Genomic DNA, 23,313 nt, shown 5'->3' on the forward strand with positions numbered 1-23,313 from the left:
TAACCAAAAAAAACTTTTTTAATTCTAATCAAAAAATTACCTTTGCATCCTGAAAACGAGACGTAAAATTTCGTTAATAATATAATAACTATAATTAGATACATAATGTCTACAACAACAGGTAAAGTTTCTCAAATTATTGGACCAGTAATTGATGTTGAATTCAATACAGAAAATGAGTTGCCTCAAATCTACGATTCGTTAGAAATAAAAAAATCTGACGGTTCTACTTTAGTTCTAGAAGTTCAACAGCACATAGGTGAAGATACCGTTAGAACTATTTCTATGGATGCTACTGATGGTTTAAGTAGAGGAGTAGAAGTAATTGCTACAGGAAACCCAATTCAAATGCCAATAGGTAATGATATTTACGGACGTTTATTTAACGTTACAGGAGACGCTATTGATGGTCTTGGTAATTTAAAGAAAGAAGGTAAAGATGGTTTGCCAATTCATAGAACAGCACCTAAGTTTGAAGATTTATCTGTATCTACAGAAGTTTTATTTACAGGGATTAAAGTTATTGATTTAATTGAGCCGTATGCAAAAGGAGGTAAAATTGGATTATTTGGTGGAGCAGGAGTAGGTAAAACAGTTTTAATACAAGAGTTAATTAACAACATTGCAAAAGGACATGGTGGTTTATCAGTTTTTGCAGGAGTTGGAGAAAGAACTCGTGAAGGAAATGATTTATTAAGAGAGATGTTAGAATCAGGAATTATCAAATATGGTGATGATTTTATGCATTCTATGGAAGAAGGAGGATGGGATTTATCTAAAGTTGACAAACCAGGAATGAGAGATTCTAAAGCGACTTTTGTATTTGGACAAATGAATGAGCCTCCTGGAGCACGTGCTAGAGTTGCTTTATCAGGTTTAACAATTGCTGAATATTTCAGAGACGGTGCCGGAGAAGCTCAAGGTAAAGATGTACTTTTCTTTGTAGATAACATTTTTAGATTTACTCAGGCAGGTTCAGAGGTTTCAGCACTTTTAGGACGTATGCCTTCTGCAGTAGGTTATCAACCAACTTTAGCAACAGAAATGGGTGCAATGCAAGAACGTATTACATCAACTAAAAAAGGTTCTATTACATCTGTACAAGCAGTTTATGTACCTGCAGATGATTTAACAGATCCAGCACCTGCTACAACTTTTGCGCATTTAGATGCTACAACAGTATTATCTCGTAAAATTGCTGAGTTAGGTATATATCCTGCTGTAGATCCATTAGATTCTACTTCAAGAATTTTAACTGCTGATATTTTAGGAGATGATCATTACGATTGTGCTCAGAGAGTAAAAGAAATTTTACAACGTTATAAGGAGTTACAAGATATCATTGCCATTTTAGGTATGGAAGAATTATCTGAAGAAGATAAGTTAGTAGTTCATAGAGCAAGACGTGTACAACGCTTCTTATCTCAACCTTTTCACGTAGCAGAACAATTTACTGGTATACCTGGTGTTTTGGTAGATATTAAAGACACAATTAAAGGATTTAATATGATTATGGATGGTGAGTTAGATAAGTATCCTGAAGCTGCATTTAACTTAAGAGGATCAATTCAAGATGCAATTGATGCTGGAGAAAAAATGTTAGCAGAAGCATAATTAACCGCTTAAAGTTTAAAAAACTTAAAGCTATAAAGTATTAAAGATGTACTTAGAAATCGTAACACCAGAAGCTATCTTATTTTCATCAGAAGTAGATTCTATATTTGTACCTGGAGTAAATGGAGAGTTTCAAATGCTAAACAATCATGCACCAATTGTTTCTAATTTAAAAGAAGGTACCGTTAAAATTCATATTCATTCTCAATCTAGTATAGAGTTAGATGATTTACATGGAAAATTAGTGCCTCATGAAGATGATGATAAAGTGTTAACTTTAGCTATAAATTCTGGTACCTTAGAATTAAATGATAATAAAGCTATTATTTTAGCTGATTAATAATTCATATAAATACTAAAAAATCTCAAAGTGTATTTTACATTTTGAGATTTTTTGTTTTAAAAAAATTGTAAATTTACTTTATGGAAGAAACAAACAGACAACGTAAAATTGCAGGTGTTTTGCAAAAAGACTTAGTAGATGTTTTACAGAAAGCAGCTCAAAATGGTATGAAAGGTGTTATTATATCTGTATCTAAAGTTACTGTTACTTCAGATTTAGGAGTTGCTAAGGTATACTTGAGCGTTTTTCCATCAGATAAAAGAGATGTCATTATTAAAGGTGTGCAATCTAATACAGTCTTAATACGTCATGAAATGGCATCTAGAACTAGAAACCAATTGCGTAGAATGCCTGAATTACTTTTTTTTGGAGATGATACTTTAGATTATAATGAAGAGATAGATAATTCGCTTCAAGGAAAAGATGAAAACCCTATATTAAATCCAGAAATATTGCCCAAAAGACAAAAAAAATAGTTTCTTTTTTTGAAGTTTTCTCTTTACATAGCCAAAAGATACTTGTTTTCTAAAACAAGTAACAATGCTATTAATATTATTACTATTATAGCATCTTTTGGTGTTATTGTGGGTACTCTAGCACTTTTTATAGTACTATCTGGTTTATCTGGTTTAAGAACATTTAGTTATAATCTATTAGATATTTCTGATCCTGATATAAAAATTACTTCATTAAAAGGGAAAAGCTTTTTATTAAATAATAATATACAATCTCTATTAGATAAAAATGTTGATATCAAAGAAAATACAAAAGTAATTGAAGAACGCGTTTTTCTAGAATACAAAGACAAAAACGAAATTGCTTTTATTAAAGGTGTAGATGAAAATTATACTAATGTTACCAAAATTGATTCTGCCGTAACGATTGGGACTTGGCTAGATAAAAAATTTCAAAGCACTGCTGTTATTGGTGAAGGTATTTCAAGGAAATTATCTCTTGGAATTTTAAATTTTGGAGAACCTTTATCTATAATGATTCCTAAACCAGGCAAAGGTTTTATAAATCCATCTAATGCGTTTTATACACTAGATACCCAAATTACAGGTGTTTATTCGGGTACTGAAGAATTCACAAATAGATTCATTTTTGTTCAAATTGATGATGCTAGAAGACTGTTACGGTATAAAGCGAATGAAGTTACAGGTATAGAACTTAAATTAGCAGCCAAAACAAAGAATGATGATGTTTCTAGTGAACTGCAAAAACTATTAGGTAAAGATTTTAAAGTACAAACCAAAGAACAATTAAACGAAGTTTATTTTAAGGTATTAAATACGGAAACATTTGTAATTTACTTAATCTTTACACTCATCATTATTATAGCGTTATTTAATCTTATTGGTGCTATTATTATGATGATAATTGATAAAAAGAGCAATTTAAAAACGCTACATAGTTTAGGAACTTCTGTAAAGGAAATTAAAAATATTTTTGTGTTTCAAGGATTTTTGCTTACGGTTTTAGGAATGGTAGTTGGTTTGATTTTAGGAATAATCTTAGTTTTATTACAAAAACAATTTGGGTTATTTATGATAACTCAAAACTTACCTTACCCTGTAGAGTTTACATTTTTTAACTTGTTGATAGTAATGTTAACTATAATTATTCTAGGATATGTAGCTTCAAAAGTAGCGAGTAGCAGAATATCAAAAGAATTTATAGAGCGTTAACTGTTAACTATATTTCTGTAATAAGGGTGTTGCCAAATTTGGTTTCAACCTCTTTAAAAACATCAAACACATCTTTAGGATCATCAGAAGTAACCATTTTAGTTCTATACTCTTTAAAATGCGGAATCCCTTTAAAGTAATTGGTATAATGTCTTCTAGTTTCTACAACACCTAAACGTTCACCTTTCCAGTCAATAGCCATTTGTAAATGACGTCTTGCCATTTCTGTTCTCTCTACAATTGTAGGTTTTGGTAGATGTTCTCCTGTTTTAAAGAAGTGTTTTATTTCATTAAAAAACCATGGATATCCAATAGAGGCTCTACCAATCATAGCACCATCTAAACCATATTTATCACGCATTTCCATAGCTTTTTCAGGAGTTGTAACATCTCCATTTCCAAAAACAGGAATATGCATTCTTGGGTTATTTTTAACAGCTGCTATTGGTTTCCAATCTGCATCACCTTTATACATTTGCGCTCGTGTTCTACCATGTATAGAAATAGCTTTACACCCTACATCTTGTAAACGTTCTGCAACTTCAACTATTTTTATAGAGTCATGATCCCAACCCAAACGTGTTTTAACCGTAATGGGCAAATTGGTGTGCTTTACCATGGCTTCTGTAAGCGAAACCATTAAATCTATGTCTTTTAAAATTCCTGCCCCAGCTCCTTTTGAAACTACTTTTTTTACAGGACAACCAAAGTTGATGTCAATAATATCTGGTTTGGTTTTTTCAACAATTTCTACAGATTTTAACATCGATTCTAAATTGGCTCCAAATATTTGAATACCAACAGGACGTTCTTTTTCGTAAATGTCTAATTTCATGACGCTTTTAGCAGCATCTCTTATTAAACCTTCTGAAGATATGAACTCTGTATACACAACATCTGCACCGTTTTCTTTACACAACGCTCTAAACGGAGGGTCAGAAACATCTTCCATAGGTGCAAGTAATAATGGAAAGTCAGGAAGTTCTATATTGTCTATTTTTACCAAAAATCTAATTTTGTGCAAAAATAACTTTTTTATTGCTTATAAACCAATATCCTTAAAATCATAAATAATCATTATGTGAAGAGTGTATTTTAAGATTAGTAGATTATTGTGGAGTATTTTTATATTTTTAAAAATTAATTTCTTTCTCAACCTCTTTTTCATCACGTTTTACGATTACTTTTGTAGTATCTCCTTTATCAAAAACAGATAATGCACGCATATAACTCATCATATTTACAACCAAACTATCACCAAGTTTTATGACAATATCACCTTTTGTAAGTCCAGCTTTTTGTGCAGGTTTGTTTTCAGAGATACCATCAATACGCATTCCTTTTCCATCAAAAAGATAATCAGGAATTACACCCAGACCAACTTTAAATCTTGGTGTGTTTTCGCTTTCATTTTTGGTTTTTCTAAACGCAAGTTTTTTCTGATTATTTAAATTAGAAATAATATCAAAAATATAATCAGATATTAACTCCATTCCCTCGTAATTCAATTTTTCTGCATCATCGCTAGGTTTATGATAATCTTCATGTTGCCCTGTAAAAAAATGCAATACAGGAATATCTGCTAAATAAAAAGAAGTGTGATCAGAAGGGCCAACACCAGATTCATTCTGAATCAATTTAAAATTATCGTTATGAGATTTTAAAACTTGCTTAAAACTTGGCGAAGTTCCAGTTCCGTAAACCGCTAAAGTAGTATCTTTTTTCATACGCCCTACCATATCCATATTAATCATGTACGATATTTTTTTGGTATCAATTGTTGGATTTTTCACAAAATAGTTAGAACCCAAAAGACCCATTTCTTCTCCAGAAAAAGCTATAAAAAGATAATTGTTATTCGTGTTTTTGTCTTTTAATATTGTTGCTAAATGTAACATTACTGCAACTCCAGACGCATTATCATCAGCACCATTATGTACAGCTTTGATAGAGTCTTTATATAAAGATCCTTCACCTCCATAACCTAAATGATCATAATGTGCTCCAATAACAATAGTATTTTCTGCGGTATTGTCTAAAAAACCGATTACATTATTTCCTGTAATTCTTCCATCTCCATTTTCAGTAAACTTTATTTCTTCATGCGGATTCGTTTTTGACTTAAAAGAAAATGGCTGTAAATACCCATCAGTTCCTTTTGGAGATAAACCTAATTGAATAAATCGATTAGAAATATAATTTGCAGCTATTTTTTCCCCTTTTGTACCTGTTTGTCTTCCTTCCAAATCGTCAGAAGCTAAAAAAATAACGTCATCTTGTATTTTATTTTTTGGGTTGATATTAGAATTACAATGTATAAAGGCGTAGCATATAGATAACAATAGTACTTTTTTCATAGAAGCTTAGAGTTTTTATACATTTATATTGTATGGTTAAAAACGGATGAAGACAGTTTATGATTTTATTAAAAAAACATCAAATTATTTATTTTTTAGTAAAAATAATAAAAAAAGGAAAGATAGATTTTTTATGTCTTATTATGACAATAATATTGATACTCAGCTTCTTATTTTTTGAATAAAAGCTCAATTAATTGAAGTATATTTGTTGAGATAAAAAAGAAGTATATAAACGAATGAAGAATATTAGAAACTTTTGCATTATCGCACACATAGATCATGGTAAAAGTACGTTAGCAGATAGATTGTTAGATTATACAGGTTCTGTAACTGAGCGCGAAAAGCAAAATCAGTTATTAGATAATATGGATTTAGAGCGTGAGCGTGGAATTACCATTAAAAGTCATGCCATACAGATGGATTATGTTTTTGAAGGGGAAGAGTATATTTTAAATTTAATTGACACTCCAGGTCACGTAGATTTCTCTTACGAGGTTTCACGTTCAATTGCAGCCTGTGAAGGTGCATTGCTAATTGTAGATGCAGCACAAAGCATACAAGCACAAACTATTTCTAATTTATATTTGGCATTAGAAAATGATTTAGAAATTATTCCTGTGTTAAATAAAGTAGATTTGCCATCAGCAAATCCAGAAGAAGTAACTGATGATATTGTAGATTTATTAGGCTGTGAAGCAGAAGAAGTTATACATGCCAGTGGAAAAACAGGTTTTGGTGTAGACAATATTTTAAAAGCTATTATAGAACGCGTTCCTGCACCAAAAGGAAACCCTGATGCGCCGTTAAAAGCTTTAATTTTTGATTCGGTCTACAATTCTTACCGAGGAATAGAAACTTATTTTAGAGTGATAGATGGTTCTATTAAAAAGAATCAACTAATAAAGTTTATGGCAACTGGCAAAGAATATGGAGCTGATGAAGTTGGAACCTTAAAGCTAGAACAAGTTGTTAAAAAAGAAATAAAAACTGGCGACGTTGGATATTTAATTACAGGAATTAAAGCTGCAAAAGAAGTAAAAGTAGGTGATACAATTACAGATTTTGAGAACCCAACAACAGATAGTATTGATGGTTTTGAAGATGTAAAGCCTATGGTTTTTGCAGGAATTTATCCTGTAGATACAGAAGATTACGAAGAGTTGCGTAACTCTATGGAAAAATTACAATTAAATGATGCTTCTTTGGTGTTTCAACCAGAAAGTTCGGCAGCATTAGGGTTTGGTTTTCGATGTGGATTCTTAGGAATGTTGCATATGGAAATCATTCAAGAGCGTTTAGAACGTGAGTTTAATATGACTGTAATTACTACAGTGCCTAACGTATCGTATCACGCATTTACCAATAAAAACCCAGATGAAGTTGTTATAGTAAACAATCCTTCTGATTTACCAGAACCATCAAAATTAAATAGAGTAGAAGAACCTTTTATCAAAGCTTCAATCATTACAAAATCTGATTTTGTGGGTCAAGTAATGAGCTTGTGTATTGAAAAACGTGGTCAAATTGTAAATCAAACGTATTTAACTACACAAAGAGTTGAGTTGATCTTTGATATGCCTTTGGCAGAAATTGTATTTGACTTTTACGATAGATTAAAAACTGTTTCTAAAGGATATGCTTCTTTTGATTATCACCCCATAGGTATGCAAACCTCTAAATTGGTTAGGGTAGATATTTTATTAAACGGACAAACAGTAGATGCACTTTCTGCTCTTTTACATGCAGATAATGCATACACCATAGGAAAAAAGATTGTTGAAAAGTTAAAAACGTTAATACCAAGACAACAGTTTGATATTCCTATACAAGCTGCAATTGGAGCTAAAATTATAGCTAGAGAAACAACAAAAGCTTTACGTAAAGACGTAACTGCAAAATGTTATGGAGGTGATATTTCTAGAAAGCGTAAATTATTAGAAAAACAGAAAAAGGGTAAAAAGAGAATGCGTCAAGTTGGTAATGTAGAAATTCCGCAAGAAGCGTTTATGGCAGTTTTAAAGTTAAATGATTAAATTTTTCTAAAATCAAATAACATAAAAAAACCTTTTTGAGAGATCAAAAAGGTTTTTTAGTAGAATTTTACTCTCTAAATTCTTAAATTTTCTGTAATAGCGTTTCTTTTTTTTTAGGTTGTTCTTTTATGGGCTTTTTTCCTGGAAAGACTAAAGATGTACTTGAAAACGTTGTCCCAAAATTAATACTACCATAATATACTTGGCTTATGGCATCTAAAACTTGTTCTTCTGTTAGTTCTTTTAAAGGGTGTATATATACACACCATAAAACATTGTCAGAAATAGCGTATTTAACATCTAAAGCAGTGTGAAAATTGGCAATTAATGAGGCTTCTTTTAACTTGTCGTCTAAAGCATCACTATCAGATATTGGAGACATAATTCGCATTCTATTATGAGTAGAATCTGCAATGCTAATAAAAAACACATCTTTAATTTTAAAACGCCATTGACTTTTATTGCTTACAATACTGTCACTAACAGTAAGATACATTGTGTTTAGTTTGTCTATACTCATGTTTTGACTTACGATATTTTGAAAGGTGCAAAAAATAATAAGAATGAGAAGTGATTTTTTCATAATGGTTGATTTTAAAAAAAGAGTCGTTTTAGAAAGAAAAAACTTACAGTATTACTTAGTTTTCTAATCATTTTCTAAATTCAGAAGTTGTTGAAGAACTTGTCATTACCTTTTCTGTATAGTTTTTAATTGTAATTAATAGTCTGTTTTTAAAATGAGATTTTATATTTTTTATAAAATCAATATTTATAATTTTACTTCTATGTATTTTAAAAATGAATTGTTAAATAAATGAAGAAACAGTAGTAAAGATCAAAGCACAGTTCTAATCCAATTTCTTAAAACCAATATCTCAAGCAACTTTTTATCAGATTTACCATCAGAGATTTTAAAATGAAGAGGAGCAAAAAATAAATAAAAGTAAATACCCATAAAAATAGAACAATAAACAAGGCGATAATATGTAGTGTATTTTTTATGCCAAACAATTAAATTTTCTTAGTATAAGAAACCAAGATAAATAATAAGTTGTACCATCCATATTTAAAACAACCAAACCAAAATCAATCAAAAGAGAGATAGTTATATATCATTCAGGTAAGATTCCATTTGTGAGTTATATAGGGTAAGTATATTGCTTTAAAACCTTTAAAGAAGTGTATTGTAAAGATTTTATGTGGGTAGCTTCAAGAATAATGTAAGGTGCTTTCCCTGCTTTTTCTGCTTCAAGCCATCTAGATATGCAAAGGCACCATTTGTCACCAGGTTGTAATCCTGGGAAATTCCAATGAGGTATAGGAGTCGTTAAAACATTACCCTTAGAAGCAGAATATTCTAAAAATTCTTTGGTAACTATTGCGCACACGGTGTGCGTGCCATAATCTGTTTTAGTAGTTCTACAAAAACCATCTCTAAAGTAGCCTGTAGCTGGTGAAGAGCAACAACATTGTAAGGGAGTATTTAGTACGTTTAATTCCAAAAAAAATACGACTTAATTATTTTGTTAAAGATACAAAACGTTATGTACAGTTGTAAAAAAAGCTTCGATTATATTGAAGCTTTATATGTGTTATAAGTTTAGAAGTTTTACCTAATCTCTACTACCCAAAACTTGAAGCCCCCAATACAACAACATAGCTAAAGACCCTATAGCTGCAACTAAATACGTTCTAGCAGCCCATTTAAGGGCATCTTTAGAGCCTTCAAATTCTTGTTGAGTAACCATGTTTTTGTTTTTTAACCAAGCAAGTGCTCTATTACTAGCGTCATATTCTACAGGTAAGGTTACAAAACTAAATAATGTAGCTAAAGACATCATTATCAAACCAGCAACAGCAATGTAAAATCCAATTCCTGCTCCACCAGAAGCTGCTCCCATAACCAAACCACCAATAACCAGCCATTGTGAAAATCGAGAAGAAATACTAACTACAGGAACCAATTTAGAACGCATAGTTAACCAATCGTAAGCAGTTGCATGTTGTACAGCATGTCCTACCTCATGAGCTGCAACAGCAGCGGCAGCAGCATTTCGTTGATTGTATACAGCTTCACTTAAGTTAACAGTTTTATCTTTAGGATTGTAATGGTCTGTTAATCTTCCAGGAGTAGAAATTACTTTTACATCATAAATACCATTATCTGCCAACATTTTTTCGGCAATTTCAGCACCACTCATTCCGTTTCTAAGAGAAATTTCAGAATATTTTTTAAACTTACTTTTTAATCTATTGCTAACTAACATACTCACTAAAGAGATAATACCAATTAGTACATAAAATCCTATCATAATTTATTATGTTTTAAAAATTGTATTTCATTTTTGTTTGATAAATTTACAACATAAAGTATTCCAAATCAATTTTCGATTCATAAAAAATGACAAACCCGCCAAACATTCTACTTATCTATACTGGAGGAACTATAGGAATGGTTAAAGATTATAAGACAAATGCTTTAAAAGCCTTTGATTTTAGTCAGATTGTAGATAATATACCAGAATTACAGCAACTTAATTGTCATATAAAAAGTATTTCTTTTAAAGAGCCTATAGATTCTTCTAACATGAATATAAAGTATTATGTTGATATTGTTGAGCTTATAGAAAAAAACTATACTAAATTTGATGGTTTTGTTATTTTAACAGGTTCAGATACTATGTCTTACGTGTCATCTGCGGTTAGTTTTATGTTAAAGAATTTAAAAAAACCAATCATCTTTACAGGGTCTCAATTGCCAATAGGGGATTTAAGAACAGATGCTAAAGAGAACTTAATAACATCAATTCAAATAGCAGCTTCACAAGAAGATGGAAAACCCGTACTAGCAGAAGTTTGTTTGTATTTTGAATACAAATTATATAGAGCAAACAGAACTACAAAAATTAGTGCAGAACAATTTGAAGCATTTACATCTATGAATTACCCTCCATTAGCAGAAAGTGGAGTACATTTAAATTTTAACAAACATTTAATTCATCAACCTAAAAATAAGCATGATGAATTAATAGTTAGAAAACAATTAGCGAACGACATTGTAATTCTTAAGCTTTTTCCAGGTATTAGAAAAGAAGTAGTACAAAGTATTTTAGAAATACCAAACCTAAAAGGAGTAGTTTTAGAAACATATGGTTCTGGTAATGCCCCAACATCAAAATCTTTTATAAAATTGCTAGAAGATGCAATTGACAAAGGAATTAAGATTGTAAACGTTACACAATGTGCAGGAGGTAGCGTTATTCAAGGTCATTATGAAACCAGTGTAGCACTCAATAAAATAGGAGTTATTAACGGAAAAGATATCACTACAGAAGCTGCTATTGCTAAGTTAATGCACCTTTTAAATAAGAACCTTACTGTATTAGATTTTAAATTTTTGTTCGAAAAATCTATGAGAGGAGAAATCACAGAAGTTGAATAACTTCTGTATCAGTAATTTAATACAAAAAGAATTTCTGCACCCAAATACATCACATTTTTTTTTAAAGGCTCAATATTTTTTTGTTACTTGCCACTCTCAAAAGAGAAATTAAGTTTTTTTCTTTACTTTAATAGTTAAAGTAAATAACAGATTCTTTTTTTGAGTTGAAAATTTATATCTTTAACCCGTTAACTATTAAAATAATTATAACAACGATGAAAAAAGTAGTAAATATCCTAACTGTAACAGGATTTATGTTTTTTGGAGCTATTCAATCAACCTTTGCACAAGAAGCAGCTGAAGAATCAAGAACTTTTCACCAAGAATTAAAACTACGTTTTATAGAAGGTGGTCCTGTATTTATGGGGATTGTATTGGTAGCACTAATTTTAGGATTAGCTATTGCAATCGAAAGAATCATTTATTTAAATATGGCTAGTACTAACACTAAAAAATTAGTAGCTAAAGTAGATGATGCATTGAGTTCTGGTGGTATAGAGGCTGCAAAAGAAGTTTGTAGAAACTCAAAAGGACCAGTAGCATCTATTTTTTACCAAGGATTAGATAGAGTTGATGAAGGAGTTGATGCTGCAGAAAAAGCAGTAGTTTCTTATGGTGGAGTTCAAATGGGGCTTTTAGAGAAAAACATCTCTTGGTTATCTTTATTTATTGCATTAGCACCAATGTTAGGGTTTATGGGTACTGTAATTGGTATGATTGGAGCTTTTGATGCAATTGCTGTAGCAAATGATATTTCTCCAGCCGTAGTGGCAGATGGAATTAAAGTAGCCTTATTAACAACAGTATTTGGTTTAGTTGTGGCAATTATATTACAAATTTTCTATAATTACATAGTATCTAAAGTAGATAGTATTGTAAATAATATGGAAGACGCTTCTATTTCTTTAATAGATTTATTAGTTAAATACAAAAAATAAGATAGCATGGAGAGCAATAAATTAGCAAATATTATTAAAATTGTTGTTACCGTTATTGCCGTAATTGGAGCTATCTTATTAGTAAGAGTTCTAATGGCAGGAGAGCAAGAAATTACTGATAGTGTGGAGTTACAAAATAGTTTAGTAAGTCCTTTAGTATATTTTTCTCAAATGCTTTTCTTTGCGGCTGTAATTATTACAGTAATTTTATCTTTACTTGGGTTGTTTAAAAACCCAGAGAACTTAAAGAAAACTTTATTAGGTTTAGGAGTTTTTGGTGTGTTATTTATCATCGCATACTTCTCAGCAGACTCAAACGCAGTTTTAGATAATGCAGGTAAAGTTTTAGAAGGAGGAGAAGCTGGATCTAGTATCAACAAATTGGTTGGTGCAGGTATTGTTTTTAGTTTAATATTAGGAGCAATAGGTTTGGTATTCTTTTTGTACGATTTAGGAAAAGGTTTAATAAAATCATAAAAAAATGGCAAGAAGAGATACTCCAGAAATTAATGCAGGTTCGATGGCAGATATTGCTTTCTTGCTTCTAATTTTCTTTCTGGTAACAACTACTATGAATGTAGATTCTGGTGTTTCTAAGAAACTATCAGAAAAACCACCACCAGATTATGTTCCGCCAATTATTAAAGAGAAGAATATTTTCGAAGTAAATATCAACAGAAATAATGAATTGTTGGTAGAAGGTGAAAGAATGGAAATTAAAGACCTTAAAGATGCTGCACTAAAATTTATTGATAATGGAGGCGGTATAGGTAAAGTTGAAGAAGGTGTTGCTACTGGTCCTTGTAATTATTGTAAAGGAGAAAGAAGTGATAAATCTTCAGATCACCCTAACAAAGCTATTATATCTGTACAGTCAGATAGGTTAACAGAATACGGTACTTACTTAAGAGTTCAAAATGAATTACTTAGAGCTTATTCAGAGTTGCGTAATAGACTTAGTATGGAGAGATATAAAGTTCCTTTTGCAGAATTGGAAGAAGCTTACAAAGAAAATAGAGATAATGAAGGTTTAAAAAGAAGAGTTGAAGATATCAAAAAAAGTTATCCTCAAATTATTTCTGACGCAGAACCTACATCTAACTAGTTTTTAAAATATAACAATATGTCTAAATTTAGAAAAAAGAAAAAAGGAATGCCAGCAGTAAATACAGCTGCATTACCTGATATTGTTTTTATGTTGTTATTTTTCTTTATGGTTACTACAACCATGAGAGAAACAGATTTAAGAATTGAAAACCCTAGATTACCAGCAGCTACAGAAGTAAAAAAATTGGAGCATAAAAGTTTGGTAAGCACTATCTATGTTGGTAAATCAAAAACACCAGAAAAACATGGACAAAGTTTTAATAGAATTCAATTAAACGACAAAATAGCAACGGCAGATCAAGTACCTGCTTTTATTATTAACGCTAGATCTAAAGTTTCTGAAGCAGAAGTGCCTTTTATGACAACTTCAATTAAAGCAGATAGAGAAGCTAATGTAGGAACTATTATTGATATAAGATTGAAATTAAGAGATGTTAATGCACTTAAGTTAAGTTACTCAGCATCTAATTCTTCTGGAGATAATTAATACTACAAATGATATATATAAAGGGATAATTCGAAAGAATTATCCTTTTTTTATTTCATATAACTATGGCAAAGAATTTAAAAATGAAATATTGTACATTTAACAAACGTTATTTAAAAATGTTAAGAGTAGGTTTATATATTTTATTTTGTTGTATTACTACAATTTGTTATTCTCAAAGAGACTCTCTTAAATTGGGAGATAGATATGCAGAGGACCAAATTTATGCATCGGTTTCTTATGCCCAGTTTTACAATCAACCTTCTCAAATCTCTAAGAGTGATTTTTCTTTTTCATTATCAACAGGTTTTATAAAAGATATTATTTTAAATAATCGAGGTAATTTTTCTTTAGCATTGGGGGTTGGTTATGGTTTAGATTCTTTTAATCATAAACTAAAAATAGCAGAAGTAAACAACGCTATTGTTTTTAGTGCAGATAATACAATTACTAATAATGTGCTGCAATTGCATAATATAGAAATTCCTTTTCAAATTAGATGGAGGACATCTACTGCCCAAAAATATAATTTTTGGCGTATATATACAGGTGTAAAATTACTTTATAATTTAAGCAATACCTTTAAGTATTTAGATGCTAATGACACTTCATTTTTACTTAAAAATATACCAAATTATAACAAAATTCAGTATGGTTTAACCTTTTCTGCAGGTTATGACGAATTTAATATTAATGTATTTTACGGAGTATCTCCTATATTAAATAATGCTTTTATTAATAATGAACCTATAAATACTAGAATTTTAAAATTTGGTTTGATCTTCTTTCTCTTATAAAAAAAAATAGATAATTATAGGGCTAATTAAACCTAAAAAGAAACCCAAATATACTTCTTTACTAGTATGAGCTTTTAAATGTAATCTAGCACTAGCAACAATACCAGACAATAAAATTAATATAACGATTACTGGTAAAAAAGAAATACTATATAAGGAGTCTATCATTAAAAAAAAACCCAAAGAAACTCCTAATGAAAGCAAATGAATGCTTACTTTCAGTCTAAAGAAAAAAAGAATATATATGATTGTTAATCCAAGACTTGTTGCATAAAATAACAATCCGAAATCTCTAAAATTTGGAGTAGAAAATAGCGTATTACCTAAAAGATAGAATAGAATTATCATCATAGTTATAGGAATCTTCCGTTCTTTAATACTTTCTGCATGATAAGAAGTAATTACTTTTAATTTTTTAAAAAGTATAAGAATTAGTAGTGGTATAATATAGGTAGTTACAAAAGTGAGTCCTATAATAGCTAAACGTTGTTGGCTACTAAACATTTTTCTAACAAATAGAAAATAAATAAAAACACCTACAGTAGGTATTACTATAGGATGTAGAATAATAGATATGAATTTGTGAAACTTCACTAAATTTCTTTTCTTAAACGAGCTACAGGTAAATCTAATTGCTCTCTATATTTGGCAACTGTTCTTCTTGCAATAGGGTATCCTTTTTCTTTTAAAATACCAGCAAGTTTTTCATCTGTTAAAGGTTTTTTCTTGTTTTCATCTGCAATTACATTTTCAAGGATTTTTTTTATTTCTTTGGTAGATACATCTTCTCCTTGATCATTTTTCATAGATTCAGAGAAGAATTCTTTGATTAATTTTGTACCATATGGAGTAGAAACGTATTTGCTGTTTGCAACTCTAGAAACGGTAGAAACATCCATGTTAATTTGATCTGCAATATCTTTTAAAATCATGGGCTTTAACTTGCGTTCATCACCAGTTAAAAAGTAGTCGTATTGATAGTGCATAATAGTATTCATAGTCACTAACAATGTTTGTTGACGTTGTTTTATAGCATCTATAAACCATTTTGCTGCGTCTAATTTTTGTTTGATAAAGAAGACCGCATCTTTTTGTGATTTACTTTTGGTTTTAGATTCTTGATAGCCTTTTAGCATGTTGTTATACTCTCTAGAAATATGTAATTCAGGAGCATTTCTAGAATTCAACGTTAAATCCAACTCTCCATCAATAATTTTAATGGAAAAATCGGGTACAATTTGTTCTGCAATTTTATTGTTACCCGCGTAAGAGCTACCTGGTTTAGGGTTTAGTTTAGAAATTTCTTTATTTACTTCTTTAAGCTCATCTTCAGAAATATTAAATTTTTCGAGTAATCTGGTATAATGTTTTTTTACAAAATGATCAAAGGCGCTTTCTAAAATACTTATAGCTAAACTTCTTATTTTGTTGGTTTCTTTTGTTTTTAATTGTATGATTAAGCATTCTTTTAAATCTCTAGCCCCAACACCTATAGGATCTAAAGAATGTATAACTTTTGTCAGAATTTCTAAGACTCTTTCTTCTGTGGTAAAAATGTTTGCTGTAAAAGCCAAATCATCTACCAAATCTAAAATATCTCTTCTAATGTAACCACTGTCGTCTATACTACCTACTAAAAATTCTGCAATGGCTTTTCCTTCATCATCAAAGGAATACGTATTTAATTGATTTTTTAAAGATTGATGAAAACTGGTTCCTGCTGCATAAGGCATATTCTTTTCATCGTCATCAGAAGAATAGTTGTTCGCCTGAGTTTTGTAGGACGGAATCTCATCATCGCTCAAATACTCGTCTATGTTAATATCTTCTGCTTCAATTTTTTCGTTGCCAGTATCGTCATATTCATCAGCAAAATCATCCTCAAAACTATCTATTTCCTCTTTACCAGTATCTAAGGCAGGATTTTCTTCAATTTCTTGTTTTAAACGTTCCTCAAAAGCTTGTGTAGGCAATTGAATCAGCTTCATCAACTGAATTTGTTGAGGAGATAATTTTTGTAATAATTTGTATTGTAAACTTTGCTTTAACATAGACTTAAAGATACAAAAAATGGATTAAAATTCGGCATTTTGAGGAGTTCTTGGAAAAGGAATTACGTCTCTTATATTACTCATTCCTGTAACAAATTGTACCAATCTTTCAAACCCCAAACCAAAACCAGAGTGAACAGCTGTTCCAAATTTTCTCAAATCTAAATACCACCATAATTCTTCTTCAGGTATGTCTAAAGCCTTCATTTTTTCTACTAAAACATCATAACGTTCTTCTCTTTGAGATCCTCCAACAATTTCTCCGATACCAGGAAACAGAACATCCATAGCTCTAACTGTTTTTCCATCATCATTAAGACGCATGTAAAATGCTTTTATGTTTGCTGGATAATCAAACAAAATAACAGGACATTTAAAATGTTTTTCTACTAAAAAACGCTCGTGTTCAGATTGTAAATCTGCACCCCATTCATTTATTGGAAATTGAAATTTCTTCTTTTTATTGGGTTTAGAATTGCGTAAAATATCTATAGCTTCTGTGTAAGAAACGCGTTTAAAGTTGTTGTCTACCACAAATTTTAGTTTTTCTAATAAGGTCATTTCACTCCTTTGAGCTTGTGGTTTGCTTTTTTCTTCTTGCGTTAAACGTTGCTGTAAGAAGTCTAAATCATCTTTACAACTAATTAAAATAGAGTTTATTACGTTTTTAATGAAATCTTCAGCCAAATCCATATTGCCATCTAGATCCATAAAAGCAACCTCTGGTTCTATCATCCAGAATTCTGCTAAATGGCGGGTGGTATTAGAATTTTCTGCTCTAAATGTGGGGCCAAAGGTATAAGCTTTACCTAAAGACATGGCAAAGGTTTCTGCTTCTAATTGTCCTGATACGGTTAAGTTTGTTTCTTTACCAAAGAAATCTTTAGTGTAATCTATTTTTCCATCTTCGGTTACAGGTGCTTCATTATCTTTAAAGTTGGTAACTCTAAACATTTCTCCAGCGCCTTCAGCATCAGAGCCTGTAATTATTGGTGTATTTACGTAGTTGAAGTTTCTTTCTTGAAAATATTGATGAACAGCAAAAGATAATTTAGAACGAACTCTCATCACAGCACTAAAGGTGTTTGTTCTCGTACGAAGGTGTGCATTTTCGCGTAAAAATTCGAAACTATGTTTTTTGGGTTGGATAGGGTACTCATCTGGATTAGAATCGCCTAAAATTTCAATTTCAGAAACTTGAATTTCTACAGATTGCCCTTTTCCCTGACTTTCAGTTAGTGTTCCTTTTATAGCAATAGCAGCTCCGGTATTAATTCTTTTTAAAGTGTCTTCTGGTGTGTTTTCAAAATCGATAACACATTGAATATTTTTAATAGTAGAACCATCATTTAAAGCAATAAAACGATTGCTTCTAAAAGTTCTTACCCATCCTTTTAATTCAATTTTTTGTAACAATAAGGTATTATTATCTAAAATTTCTACAACGTTTGTCTTCATCATTAATATAATATTTATGTAAAAATTACATTTAAGAAGTAAAGATACTTTTTTGTAGTAAGACTAGCAATGTAGAAAATGTCAATAAAAAGATAAAATTTTAACTTTTTGTTTTAACTTCTTCTTCTGGAGGTATTATTCTCATTGAAGGTTCTTTAAAAACCTTTTTATTGGCGATTTTCTTTTCAAAAGAAAGCAATAAAGAAGGCAATAACAATAAGTTAGATACCATAGCTAATAAAAGTGTAATGGAAACCAAACCACCTAATGCTATAGTACCTCCAAAACTAGAGAGTGTAAAGGTTAAAAACCCGAAGAATAAAACAATAGAAGTATAAAACATACTTACACCTGTTTCTTTAAGAGCAGCATAAACAGAAGGTTTAACACGCCACTTATTTGCTATTAATTCTTGTCTATATTTGGCAAGAAAATGAATAGTATCATCTACAGAAATACCAAAGGCAATACTAAATACTAAAATTGTTGATGGTTTTATAGGAATATCAAAAAAGCCCATTAAACCTGCTGTTATTAGAAGTGGTAGTATGTTTGGTATAAGAGATATAAAAATCATTCTTAAAGATCTAAACATCCAAGCCATAAAAAGTGCAATTAAAATGATGGCTAATGATAATGAAAAAACTAAATTTTTAATTAAATAATTGGTTCCTTTTATAAATACTAGTGCTTTACCAGTTAAAGAAACTTCATAGTTTTTTGATGGAAATTCTTTAGCAATTACAGTTTTTAAACGCTCTTGAATAACGTCCATTTTATCTGTACCAATATCTTTCATGTAGGTGGTTATCCTAGCATATCGTCCAGTAGAATCTACAAAACTTTTGAGCATATTAGCATCATTACTAGAGTTTTTAGTGTATGCAAAAATATAACTTTGTTCTTGACTTGTAGGTAGTTGATAGTATTTAGGATTACCCTTATAATAGGCTTGTTTAGAGTATTTAACTAAATTGGTTACAGAAATAGGTTTTGACAGCTCCGGAAAGGTTTCAATGGTTTCATTTAGCTCTTCCATCTTTTTTAAGGTAGCTAGTTTCATTACTCCTTTTTCCTTTTTAGTATCCACTAAAATTTCTAAAGGCATAATACCTCCAAACTCATTTTCAAAAAATTTAATGTCTTTATAAAATTGAAGACTTTTAGGCATATCTTCTATTAAACTTCCAGATACTCTAATTTTATAGACTCCAATTATTCCTGCTATAATTACAATAACGGTGGCAAAATAGATAGATATTCTATGATTTTTTACCATTCTTTCCATCCAATCTACCACATTTTCAATCCATCTTCTTTCTAAATGATTTAAATGTTTTTTCTTTGGCAACGGCATAAAACTGTAGATGATGGGAATAATCAATAAAGCCAAAATAAAGATACTAATGATGTTTACAGAAGCTAAAATTCCGAATTCTCTTAAAAGGTTGCTTTTTACAAAAACAAAGGTTGCAAAACCAGATGCAGTTGTAATATTGGTCATTAAAGTTGCATTACCAATTTTAGAAATTACACGTTGTAAAGACTTTGCTTGATTACCATGTTTTTTAATTTCCTGTTGATATTTATTGATGAGAAATACTGCATTTGGTACACCAATTACTATAATTAGAGGCGGAATTAAAGCTGATAGTACTGTAATTTCATAACGAAATAAACCAATAAAACCAAAAGCCCAAGTAACTCCAATCATAACTACTAAAAGCGTTATAAATGTTGCTCTATAGGATCTAAAAAAGAAAAAGAATATTAGTGCAGTTATGGCTAGCGCACCAACTACAAACAATAAAATTTCGTCTTGAATGTTTTGTGCATTTAATGTTCTGATATAAGGCATACCAGAAATACGAATGTCAATTTTATTTTCTTTTTCGAAAGTTTCTATTTCAGGAATTAAAGTATTAAAAATGAAATCTCTTCTTTTTGGCGTATTTATAATATCCTTTTTAATATAAATGGCGGTTTGTAGTGTTCCAGTTTCTTTATTGTAAAGAAGATTGTCATAAAAAGGGAGTTTCTCAAAAAGTTGTTTTTTGATGTTTAAAACTTCTTGAGCTGTTTTTGGTGCTTCTTCATAGAGTGGTTCTAAAACAAATTTTCTACTTTTTCTGTCTGCTTTTAATTTTTGAATATCAGCAATAGAAATTGTAAAATCTATTTCTTCTAAATCATCAAATTTTTTAACTAAGTTATTCCAAGCATTAAACTTTTTTGGTGTAAAAATGGTGGAATCTTTTACACCAAGAATAACAAGATTACCTTCTTCACCAAAAATATCTAGAAATTTATTGTATTGCTGATTTGCAATGTGATCTTCTGGTAGTAAGTTGGCTTCAGTATATGAAAATTTCATATACTTCATTTGTGTAGCTAGTAAACCAGTTATAATGGCAATTCCTAATAAAACTAAATATCGGTTTCTTAAGATGATGCTTGCTACTTTTGTCCAGAAGTTCATTTGTAAAGTTTATTCCTTAGAAATTTAAAATAAGAGAAGTATATAACAAAAGAGAGTGTTGTAAACACTCTCTTTTGTAAATTATTAGATGGTTAAAATTTCTTTTTCTTTAGTAGCTAACTTATCGTCTATTAGTTTAATATATTTATTGGTTAATTCTTGTACATCAGCTTCAGAATTTTTTAGTAAATCCTCAGAAATATCAGCTTTTTTTAGATCGTTATTTGCTTCTTTACGAGCGCTTCTAATACCAACTTTTGCATCTTCAGCTTCAGCTTTTGCTTGTTTAGCTAAGTTTTTTCTGCGTTCTTCAGTCAGTGGTGGAACGTTAATCATAATCACATCACCGTTATTCATTGGATTAAAACCAAGATTTGCTATTTGAATTGCTTTTTCAATCTCTTGCAACATATTTTTTTCCCAAGGCTGTATGCTTAGCGTTCTTGCATCTGGTGTATTTACATTAGCCACTTGAGATAATGGAGTTTGAGAACCATAGTAATCTACCATTACTGTGCTTAACATTGCAGATGTAGCTTTACCTGCTCTAATGGTTTTTAGTTCTTTTTCTAAGTGAGCAATGGCTTTATCCATAGCTTCTTTAGCAGTGTCTAGAATAAATTCAATTTCTTCGTTCATCTTTAGTTTATTTTAAAAAGATTCTAATTATTGAGTATCAACAACAGTACCAATTTTTTCTCCAGAAAGTAACTTCATTAAATTCCCTTTTGTGTTCATATCAAATACAATAATTGGTAGTTTATTTTCTTCACTTAATGTAAAGGCAGTCATATCCATAACTTTTAGTCCTTTTTCTATTACCTGTTTAAAGGTTATGTTCTCAAACTTAATAGCATCTTTATCTTTTTCAGGATCGGCGTTGTATATTCCGTCTACACGAGTTCCTTTTAAAATTGCATCAGCATGAATTTCAATAGCTCTTAAAACTGCAGCAGTATCTGTTGTAAAATAAGGATTTCCGGTACCGGCTCCAAAGATCACAACACGTCCTTTTTCTAAATGTCTAATTGCTTTTCTTTTAATATAAGGTTCTGCTACTTCTTTAATTTCTAAAGCAGTTTGCAAACGTGTGTGAACATTTTCATCTTCTAGAGCACTTTGTAAAGCCAAACCATTAATACAGGTTGCTAACATACCCATATGATCTCCTTGAACACGATCCATACCATTAGCAGCTCCGGCAACACCTCTAAAGATATTTCCACCACCAATAACAATGGCAACTTCTATACCTTTATGTACAACTTGTTTTATTTCTTTAGCGTATTCAGAAAGACGTTTAGGATCTATCCCATATTGTCTATCACCCATTAAAGCTTCACCACTTAATTTTAGCAGCACTCTTTTGTATTGCATAGTTCTATTTAAAAGTTGTGCAAAACTACTATTTTTTTTGGAGTTTTTCTTTTTCTAGGAAATAAAAAAACCTCGCAAATTTGCGAGGTTATATATATCAGTTTAAGAAACACTGAAACAAGTTCAGTATAAAATTATCCTAATGTTACTCTTTTAAAAGAAGAAACTTCAACATCACCATATGTCTTAACATAGTCAGCTACATTTTTCTTTTCATCTTTAATAAAAGTTTGATCTAGTAAACATTGTTCTTTGTCTAATGTAGTGTTGTCAGAAACAAATCTTTCCATTTTACCTGGTAAAATTCTATCCCAGATTTTTTCTGGTTTTCCTTCAGCAGCTAATTCTGCTTTAGCAGCTTCTTCAGCTTTAGCTAAAACCTCATCAGTAATTTGAGACATAGAAATATATTGAGGTACATTTTTTAATGTTTTACCTAATCTTCCTAATTCAATGTTATCTTTTTCTATCACTGCAATTCTAGCTTCAGTTTCTGCAGCAACATATGCAGGATCAAAATCTTTGTAAGATAAAGTTGTAGCTCCCATAGAAGCAACTTGCATAGCAACATCTTTTGCTAGCGTTTCTGCATTGTCTACAACAGCAGATAAACCTACTAAAGCAGCAATTTTACCAATGTGAGTATACGCACCAACATAGGCAGCCTCTATTTTTTCAAAAGCTGTAATTTCTAATTTTTCACCAATTACACCAGTTTGTTCAACTAATTTATCAGCAACACTCATTCCTCCAAAATCAGCAGCTAAAAATTCTTCTTTAGTAGCGTAGTTTAAAGCAATGTCTGCAAATTGACCTCCTAATGCAACAAATTTTTCGTTTTTACCAACAAAGTCAGTTTCACAAGCCAATACAATAGCAACTCCTTGAGTTTTATCATCATTAATTCTTGTTACTGCAACACCTTCTGTAGATTCTCTATCAGCTCTTTTTGCAGCAATTTTCTGACCTTTTTTACGTAAAACATCAATTGCTGTATCAAAATCACCTTCTGCTTCTACTAATGCCTTTTTACAGTCCATCATACCAGCTCCGGTTGCTTCTCTTAATTTTTTTACGTCAGCAGCACTAATTTTTGCCATTTTTTTAATTTTTGTAAGAAAACAATTGTTTCTAATTAT

The 23,313-nt window shown here is 30.5% G+C and carries 24 protein-coding genes; 11 read left to right on the top strand and 13 right to left on the bottom strand.

Annotation, left to right across the window (positions count from 1 at the left end):
• The first annotated feature begins 105 nt into the window (after nucleotides 1-105).
• From atpD to DUT90_RS02805, 4 genes are all read left to right on the top strand, one after another.
• Nucleotides 106-1,614 (top strand): F0F1 ATP synthase subunit beta, encoded by a 1,509-nt coding sequence (gene atpD / locus DUT90_RS02790; RefSeq protein ID WP_114425201.1) that lies wholly within the window; start codon nucleotides 106-108, stop codon nucleotides 1,612-1,614.
• A 46-nt stretch (nucleotides 1,615-1,660) separates the two neighbouring features.
• The gene (locus DUT90_RS02795; RefSeq protein WP_114425202.1) at nucleotides 1,661-1,954 is read left to right on the top strand and encodes a F0F1 ATP synthase subunit epsilon; all 294 of its coding nucleotides are present in this window, start codon (nucleotides 1,661-1,663) and stop codon (nucleotides 1,952-1,954) included.
• 83 nt (nucleotides 1,955-2,037) lie between these two features.
• A complete protein-coding gene (gene rbfA, locus DUT90_RS02800) occupies nucleotides 2,038-2,433 on the top strand; it encodes a 30S ribosome-binding factor RbfA (protein WP_114425203.1) in 396 nt (131 codons plus the stop codon).
• A 9-nt stretch (nucleotides 2,434-2,442) separates the two neighbouring features.
• Nucleotides 2,443-3,645, top strand: a complete 1,203-nt coding sequence (locus DUT90_RS02805; RefSeq protein WP_114425204.1) for an ABC transporter permease — start codon at nucleotides 2,443-2,445, stop codon at nucleotides 3,643-3,645.
• A gap of 7 nt (nucleotides 3,646-3,652) precedes the next feature.
• Here DUT90_RS02805 and dusB read toward each other — a convergent pair whose 3' ends face one another.
• Both dusB and DUT90_RS02815 read right to left on the bottom strand, forming a co-directional pair.
• Nucleotides 3,653-4,651 (bottom strand): tRNA dihydrouridine synthase DusB, encoded by a 999-nt coding sequence (gene dusB / locus DUT90_RS02810; protein ID WP_114425205.1) that lies wholly within the window; start codon nucleotides 4,649-4,651, stop codon nucleotides 3,653-3,655.
• A 127-nt stretch (nucleotides 4,652-4,778) separates the two neighbouring features.
• Entirely contained in the window at nucleotides 4,779-6,002 is a 1,224-nt protein-coding gene (locus DUT90_RS02815; RefSeq protein ID WP_114425206.1) for a M20/M25/M40 family metallo-hydrolase, read from the bottom strand.
• A gap of 239 nt (nucleotides 6,003-6,241) precedes the next feature.
• Here DUT90_RS02815 and lepA point away from each other — a divergent pair, with 239 nt between their 5' ends.
• On the top strand, nucleotides 6,242-8,038 hold the full coding sequence (gene lepA, locus DUT90_RS02820) for a translation elongation factor 4 (RefSeq protein ID WP_114425207.1): 1,797 nt from the start codon (nucleotides 6,242-6,244) through the stop codon (nucleotides 8,036-8,038).
• Nucleotides 8,039-8,120: 82 nt separating this feature from the next.
• On the opposite strand, the gene DUT90_RS02825 is transcribed toward lepA, so the two are convergent.
• The 4 genes from DUT90_RS02825 to DUT90_RS02845 form a co-directional block, all read right to left on the bottom strand.
• A complete protein-coding gene (locus DUT90_RS02825) occupies nucleotides 8,121-8,621 on the bottom strand; it encodes a hypothetical protein (protein WP_258848487.1) in 501 nt (166 codons plus the stop codon).
• Between the two features lie 67 nt (nucleotides 8,622-8,688).
• Entirely contained in the window at nucleotides 8,689-8,838 is a 150-nt protein-coding gene (locus tag DUT90_RS13550) for a LytTR family transcriptional regulator DNA-binding domain-containing protein (RefSeq protein ID WP_114425622.1), read from the bottom strand.
• 339 nt (nucleotides 8,839-9,177) lie between these two features.
• Nucleotides 9,178-9,540, bottom strand: coding sequence for a DUF2237 family protein (locus DUT90_RS02840; RefSeq protein WP_114425209.1), 363 nt, complete (start codon nucleotides 9,538-9,540; stop codon nucleotides 9,178-9,180).
• A 111-nt stretch (nucleotides 9,541-9,651) separates the two neighbouring features.
• Nucleotides 9,652-10,350 carry a zinc metallopeptidase gene (locus DUT90_RS02845; protein ID WP_114425210.1) on the bottom strand — a complete coding sequence of 233 codons (699 nt, stop codon included), beginning with the start codon at nucleotides 10,348-10,350 and terminating at the stop codon, nucleotides 9,652-9,654.
• A gap of 89 nt (nucleotides 10,351-10,439) precedes the next feature.
• On the opposite strand from DUT90_RS02845, the gene DUT90_RS02850 reads away from it, so the two are divergent.
• From DUT90_RS02850 to DUT90_RS02875, 6 genes are all read left to right on the top strand, one after another.
• Nucleotides 10,440-11,480 carry an asparaginase gene (locus DUT90_RS02850; protein WP_114425211.1) on the top strand — a complete coding sequence of 347 codons (1,041 nt, stop codon included), beginning with the start codon at nucleotides 10,440-10,442 and terminating at the stop codon, nucleotides 11,478-11,480.
• A 215-nt stretch (nucleotides 11,481-11,695) separates the two neighbouring features.
• Nucleotides 11,696-12,418, top strand: coding sequence for a MotA/TolQ/ExbB proton channel family protein (locus tag DUT90_RS02855; RefSeq protein WP_114425212.1), 723 nt, complete (start codon nucleotides 11,696-11,698; stop codon nucleotides 12,416-12,418).
• A gap of 6 nt (nucleotides 12,419-12,424) precedes the next feature.
• Nucleotides 12,425-12,895, top strand: a complete 471-nt coding sequence (locus DUT90_RS02860) for a hypothetical protein (protein WP_114425213.1) — start codon at nucleotides 12,425-12,427, stop codon at nucleotides 12,893-12,895.
• A 4-nt stretch (nucleotides 12,896-12,899) separates the two neighbouring features.
• Entirely contained in the window at nucleotides 12,900-13,523 is a 624-nt protein-coding gene (locus tag DUT90_RS02865; RefSeq protein ID WP_114425214.1) for a biopolymer transporter ExbD, read from the top strand.
• 18 nt (nucleotides 13,524-13,541) lie between these two features.
• Nucleotides 13,542-14,012 (top strand): biopolymer transporter ExbD, encoded by a 471-nt coding sequence (locus DUT90_RS02870; protein WP_114425215.1) that lies wholly within the window; start codon nucleotides 13,542-13,544, stop codon nucleotides 14,010-14,012.
• 65 nt (nucleotides 14,013-14,077) lie between these two features.
• On the top strand, nucleotides 14,078-14,809 hold the full coding sequence (locus DUT90_RS02875; protein WP_258848488.1) for a porin family protein: 732 nt from the start codon (nucleotides 14,078-14,080) through the stop codon (nucleotides 14,807-14,809).
• On the opposite strand, the gene DUT90_RS02880 is transcribed toward DUT90_RS02875, so the two are convergent.
• The 7 genes from DUT90_RS02880 to tsf form a co-directional block, all read right to left on the bottom strand.
• The gene (locus tag DUT90_RS02880; protein ID WP_181858132.1) at nucleotides 14,804-15,403 is read right to left on the bottom strand and encodes a hypothetical protein; all 600 of its coding nucleotides are present in this window, start codon (nucleotides 15,401-15,403) and stop codon (nucleotides 14,804-14,806) included. The genes DUT90_RS02875 and DUT90_RS02880 overlap by 6 nt on opposite strands.
• On the bottom strand, nucleotides 15,403-16,860 hold the full coding sequence (gene rpoN / locus DUT90_RS02885; protein WP_114425217.1) for an RNA polymerase factor sigma-54: 1,458 nt from the start codon (nucleotides 16,858-16,860) through the stop codon (nucleotides 15,403-15,405). The genes DUT90_RS02880 and rpoN overlap by 1 nt, the downstream gene beginning before the upstream one ends.
• Before the next feature lie 24 nt (nucleotides 16,861-16,884).
• The gene (gene asnS, locus DUT90_RS02890) at nucleotides 16,885-18,321 is read right to left on the bottom strand and encodes an asparagine--tRNA ligase (protein WP_114425218.1); all 1,437 of its coding nucleotides are present in this window, start codon (nucleotides 18,319-18,321) and stop codon (nucleotides 16,885-16,887) included.
• 97 nt (nucleotides 18,322-18,418) lie between these two features.
• The gene (locus DUT90_RS02895) at nucleotides 18,419-20,797 is read right to left on the bottom strand and encodes an RND family transporter (RefSeq protein ID WP_114425219.1); all 2,379 of its coding nucleotides are present in this window, start codon (nucleotides 20,795-20,797) and stop codon (nucleotides 18,419-18,421) included.
• 84 nt (nucleotides 20,798-20,881) lie between these two features.
• On the bottom strand, nucleotides 20,882-21,436 hold the full coding sequence (frr, locus tag DUT90_RS02900; protein WP_114425220.1) for a ribosome recycling factor: 555 nt from the start codon (nucleotides 21,434-21,436) through the stop codon (nucleotides 20,882-20,884).
• Nucleotides 21,437-21,463: 27 nt separating this feature from the next.
• The gene (gene pyrH, locus DUT90_RS02905) at nucleotides 21,464-22,174 is read right to left on the bottom strand and encodes a UMP kinase (RefSeq protein WP_114425221.1); all 711 of its coding nucleotides are present in this window, start codon (nucleotides 22,172-22,174) and stop codon (nucleotides 21,464-21,466) included.
• A gap of 134 nt (nucleotides 22,175-22,308) precedes the next feature.
• Nucleotides 22,309-23,274, bottom strand: coding sequence for a translation elongation factor Ts (gene tsf / locus DUT90_RS02910; RefSeq protein ID WP_114425222.1), 966 nt, complete (start codon nucleotides 23,272-23,274; stop codon nucleotides 22,309-22,311).
• Nucleotides 23,275-23,313: the final 39 nt, after the last annotated feature.

This window comes from Polaribacter sp. WD7, assembly GCF_003335085.1.
GTDB lineage: Bacteria > Bacteroidota > Bacteroidia > Flavobacteriales > Flavobacteriaceae > Polaribacter.